The organism is Cryobacterium sp. 10I1 (assembly GCF_035019805.1).
GTDB lineage: Bacteria > Actinomycetota > Actinomycetes > Actinomycetales > Microbacteriaceae > Cryobacterium > Cryobacterium glucosi.
In genome coordinates this window covers 1-5203 of the sequence record NZ_JASJVF010000230.1, presented here as the reverse complement: position 1 = coordinate 5203, position 5203 = coordinate 1, and the positions used below count along the sequence as shown (strand labels likewise).

At 69.4% G+C, this 5203-nt stretch carries 2 protein-coding genes and 2 pseudogenes; 2 read left to right on the top strand and 2 right to left on the bottom strand.

What is annotated here, in order from left to right; all coding sequences use genetic code 11:
* A pseudogene (locus QN345_RS15305) lies at positions 1 to 663 on the top strand (hypothetical protein); the annotation flags it as partial.
* 100 nt (positions 664 to 763) lie between these two features.
* On the top strand, positions 764 to 2347 hold the full coding sequence (locus tag QN345_RS15300; protein ID WP_134445900.1) for an ABC-F family ATP-binding cassette domain-containing protein: 1584 nt from the start codon (positions 764 to 766) through the stop codon (positions 2345 to 2347).
* A 20-nt stretch (positions 2348 to 2367) separates the two neighbouring features.
* On the opposite strand, the gene QN345_RS15295 is transcribed toward QN345_RS15300, so the two are convergent.
* Together QN345_RS15295 and QN345_RS15290 are read right to left on the bottom strand one after the other, a co-directional pair.
* Positions 2368 to 4494, bottom strand: a complete 2127-nt coding sequence (locus QN345_RS15295; protein WP_322135393.1) for an acyltransferase family protein — start codon at positions 4492 to 4494, stop codon at positions 2368 to 2370.
* A gap of 88 nt (positions 4495 to 4582) precedes the next feature.
* Positions 4583 to 5203, bottom strand: a pseudogene (locus tag QN345_RS15290) (recombinase RecQ); the annotation flags it as partial.

The window sequence follows — 5203 nt, the reverse complement described above, 5'->3', positions numbered from 1 at the left end:
AGCGTCGTTGTTCTTCTTGTAGTCGAGGAAGGTCAGGTTGTCGTTGATCGTGGCGTCGACCCGGCCCTGCTCGACGACCCCGTGGCGCTCGCCGAGGCCGCGCGGTTGGTGTCGTCCGTGCGCGGCACCGCGCTGAACCGCACCGCACCGACCGACTCGGGACGCCCCGACGCCGACCCGGGCGCCGGCGACGCGGGCGTCCTCTTCGCGCTCTCACTCCGCGTGGCGGTCCTCGAGGGGCGCCTCGATCCCCGGGCCGGGTTCGAGACCCTGCCCGCAGAGACGCGTGCCGCCTGGGAGGCCCACCTCGCCGCGGCCGGGCGGGGCCGCACCGTCGACGTGCAGCGTGTGGGTCCGGTCGGCTGGATTCTGCAGGGCGCGTGGGCGATCCTCGGCGACGCGGGCGCCGTGGATGCTTCCCGCGTCGAACCGGTCATCTCCGCTGCCGCGCTCAGCGGTGCCGATCCCGCCAGCGTGGCCGCCGCCGGCGCGCTGCTCGCGGGACGGTGGGGACTCGAGGCGGTGCCGGCCACCTGGCGCCGCCGCCTGCATGGACGGCCTGACCTGTTCGGCATCGACCTCGTGCGTCTCGGGATGCTGTCCGCCCGGAGCGAGGTGCCGCACGATCCCGACGACCCGGCCCGGATGGACGTGCTGCGCTGAGGTTCGGTAGCGCTGAGGGTCTGAAGCGCCCGGGGTTTTGTAGACTCGACTGGGCTCCGCTCGCCGAATTCCCTGGGCGTCCCTCGAGAGGACAGCAGTAATGAGCCTGATCAGGCTGAATGACGTCAGTGTTCGATTCGAGAAGACGCAGATCCTGCGCGACGCCTTCTTCCGGCTGGAGCCGGGCGACCGGGTCGGCCTGATCGGCAAGAACGGGTCGGGAAAGACCACGATCCTCAAGCTCATCCTCGACCAGGTGGCACCGGACTCCGGCACCGTCACGCTCGAGAGCGGTGTCTCGATCGGGTACTTCTCGCAGTTCTCCGAACTGGACGGCTCCTCCACCATCACCGAGGTCCTGCACGGCCTCTTCGCTCCGATCAAGGCCATCGAAGCCGAACTCGCGTCGATCGACGCGGCCATCGCCGTGGCCACGGACTTCGACGCCCTCCTGCACCGCCAGGCCGAACTGTTCGAGGACATGGACCGGCTCGGCGGCTGGGATTACCCGCGCCGGATCGACACGGCACTCAGCACCCTCGGTTTCAACGAGGCCCACCGCGTCTGCGCGATCGACGAGCTCTCCGGCGGCTGGCGCAACCGGGCGGCGCTTGCCAAGATCCTGCTCGAGGACCCCGACGTCCTGCTCCTCGACGAGCCCACCAACTACCTCGACGTCGCCGGCGTCGAATGGCTCGAGGCCTGGTTCCGGGACTTCCACGGCGCGGCGATCATCGTCTCGCACGACCGGAAATTCCTCGACGCCGTCGTCACCCGGATCATCGAGGTCGAGAACTTCCACCTGCACGAGTACCCCGGCAACTTCGGCGAATACGTCATCCAGAAGCAGTTCCGGCTCAAGACGCTCGAGCAGCAGTTCGTGCACGAGTCCGAGCTCCTCGCGTTCGAGTCCGAGGGGATCTCCGACCGCAGGGAGGCGGCGAAGGCGGCGAGCCGCACCCTCGACGGCCAGCTGGCGCAGATCAAGAAGGCGAGGGCGCCGCGCCCGGTCGACCAGATCATCACGGAGATCTATCGTGGCCTGCACGTGAAGGACGTGCTCTGCCGGGTCGAGGGCCTCAGCAAGTCCTATGGCGACAAGGCCCTGTTCTCCGACCTGAGCTTCGAGGTCCGGCGCGGGAACAGGATCGTGGTGCTCGGCGCCAACGGCAGCGGCAAGACGACCCTGCTGCGGGTTCTCGACGGCGAGGAGAAGGCCGACTCCGGGTCCGTGACCTGGGCGGGCGGCATCGCGCCGGTCTCCTACAACCAGGTCCTCGCCGAGCTCGACGAGAAGGACACCGTCACGCACGCGGTGAACGCCATGCCCGGCAGCCTCGCGTTCACCGCGACCCGCAAGTCGGTGAACCGCTTCCTCGCGATGTTCCAGTTCTCAGAGGCCGACCTCAAACAGACGATCGGCAACCTGTCCGGCGGGCAGAAGGCGCGCGTCGCCATGGCGCAGTGCCTGCTCTCCGGGGCTTCGGTGCTTCTGCTCGACGAACCGACCAACCACCTCGACCTGTCGAGCACCCAGGTGATGGAGCGGGCCCTCGTGCACTTCCCCGGCGCTGTCGTCGTGGTCAGCCATGACCGGTTCTTCACCGACAAGATCGCCAACCGGTTCCTGGTCTTCGGCAGTGAGGCCGCGGAGCCGGGCGAGATCGAGGTCAGGGTCGCCTGACCCCGCCGGAAACGACCCGCTTACATCAGGCCGAGCGCCCCGAGGGCGAAGCGGATGGCCGGGGCGATGTGGGTCGAATACGCAGGAGTCATGTGCACGGTGTCGTACTTGGTCGGAATCGTGCCCGCGAACGCCGGGCAGGCGCCGTTGTAACAGCTGAACGGCAGCGAGGACACGAAGAAGCTGCCGGATCCGTTTAACGCACTGGTCGCCGCCGCGAAGTCCTGCCAGGCCTGGTCGATGCCCGTGTTGCAGTTCTGCGGGCTCGACACCGGCGAATAGCACTGGCCGAGGCTGGCCCCGAGGGGCGGCGGTGCGAGGTAAACGATCCGGCCGGCGGCGTTGTACACGGCCGCCTCCGCGGCCGTCGACGCGACGAGGGTCTCCGCGGAGAGGGCGGTCCGGTCGGGCGTCTTGCCGAGCGCGTATGCGTTCGAAATCACGACGAGCCGCGGGTTGTCGGCCACGATGCGCTGGGCGACGTCCTGTTTGCGCTGGGGGCAGGCATCCATCACGCCGGCGCCGTCGTTCTGCACGGGCACGGCCGTGAACCGGCAGCCGTACAGGCCGATCGTGGTGATCTTCCACTGCCCGTTGCTGCCCTCCGCGATCGCCTTGAACGCGGGGGCATAGGCAAGGGCCGTCGAGTCGCCCACGAGGTACATGTGATTCGGGGCGTCCGAACTGCCCCAGGTGCAGCCGTCGAAGCTCGGCGTGCTTCCGACATCGAAGCAGCCCCTGGCCGGGTTGTTCTTCGACGTCGTCGCGATCGCGTCGTCGAGGGTGGGGGAGAGGTTCCCCGGCCACTCGGTTGACGAGGCAGCCGCGCCGAGATCCGCCTGCAGCTGGGCTGTCGGGTCCTCCACCGGGCCGGGCGCCGCGATGGGTGCTGCCGGGGAACTCGTGCCGTGCAGGGTGACCTGGGCGCTGACACCGATCACGGTCGCGATCACGAACAGGCTCAGCCCGGCAAGAATGAACTGGGAGCCGAACTTCTCCCGCCAGGTGCGCCAGGCGAGGCGGCTGGATTCCGCTGAATCGCCGAACCGGTGCAGCCACGGTGACCGGTGCAGTGGCTGCTCGATGAGGTAGTACGACACGATCGAGAGCGCGAGGATCATGCCGAGGATGACCTGCACGCTGAGCGTGGGGTCGGCCATCAGCAGGAACACCATCACCGGGAAGTGCCAGAGATACAGCGAGTACGAGAGGTCGCCGATCCAGACGCTGAGCGGGTTCGTGAGCGGGAACAGGTAGTGCTGCGGGCCGGTGATGCCGCCGATGATCACGAGGGCGGTCGCGGCGACGGGGACGGCTGCCCAGGGCCCTGGAAAGGCGAGGGCGTCGTCGATCAGGAAGAAGCCGGCCAGGATCCCGAGCAGTCCAGCCCAGCCGAGGAGCCCGCGCAGGGCGACGGGGATCCGGGGGAAGACCGGGGCGGCCGCGGCGAGCAGGGCGCCGACGCCGAGCTCCCACACCCGGGAGAACGTGGACAGGTAGGCGGCGGACGGCGTGGTCGCGCTCTCACCGAGGGCATGACAAAAAGACACGACAATGACGACGACCATCACCAGGCCGAGGACCACCCTGCCGCGGCGGACGCTCCGCAGGCGCTTCGCGCCCACGGTGAGCACGAGGAGCACCACGATCGGCCAGACGAGATAGAACTGCTCCTCGACCGAGAGCGACCAGTACGGCTGCAGCGGCGAGGCCGGGTCGGTCGCATGGAAGTAGTCCGTGCCGATGGCCGTGAAGTGCCAGTTCGCCGCGAAGACGAAGGCCCAGGCGGCATCCCAGAGCGTGGAGAGCGCCCGCGTGGTGTTGAACAGGAAGTGGGCGAGGACCGCCGTGGCGACCAGTACGGTCACCGCGGCCGGAGCGATCCGCCGGATGCGCCTGGCGTAGAAACGCCGGAGCGAAATCGTGCCCGTCGTCTCATGGTCGCGGAGCAGGATCCCGGTGATCAGGAATCCCGAGATGACGAAGAAGATGTCCACGCCGATGAAACCGCCGGTCGGCCACATGATCACGTGGTTGAGCACGACCGCGACGATGGCGACGGCCCGCAGCCCCTGGATATCCCGGCGCACGGTGGTTTCGCGTGGCGGCGCCGGAGCAGGTCGCTCGGTCTTGAGTGTCGATGTCACGGGTCTCCCTGGTTCTGAATGCCCGGGGAGTTTACCGGAAGGATGTGTCATCGCGGATGCGTGCGCGGCTCCCGGAACGCGCGCGGACTCAGGAACGCAGCGCCAGGGCGAACGGGAGCACCGCAGAGGTGCCCGCCCGGCGCAGCAGCCGCCCGGCGACGGTGAGGGTCCACCGGCTGTCGGCGAGGTCGTCGATCAGCAGGACCGGCTTGCCGGCGAAGGGCGCCAGGGACGCGGCGAGTTCGGGCCCGACCTCGAAACGGTTCCACACCGCGGCGAGGCGATAGGCGCTGTTCCCGCCGCTGCCGCCTGCGGGCCCGCCGCCGACGAGGTCCAGGGAGCCGAGCCAGGGCAGGCGCCCGGCCTCCGACAGGGCGCGGGCGACCGAGGCGACGAGAAGCGGATGCCGCCGCGACGGCATGCTGATCACCGCGGCGGGTCGTTCGTCCCAGTTCCAGTCGGCGAGCACCCGTACGCAGGCGCTTGTCATCGCGGCGGTCGCCGGGGCATCCGCTGCCTGGACGGCGAAGAGGTCACGGAGGGGTCCGCCCCAGCCGAGGTCGGTGAGCCGGGCGAGGGCGCGGCCGGGGGCGAGGCGCTCGCCAACCGGGATGTTGCCGCGCACGTCGACCCCGAGGCTCGCGACCCCGGTCGGCCACTGGGCGCGGGGTTCGAGTTCCACGCCGACCCGGTCGAGCGAGGCGGCGGC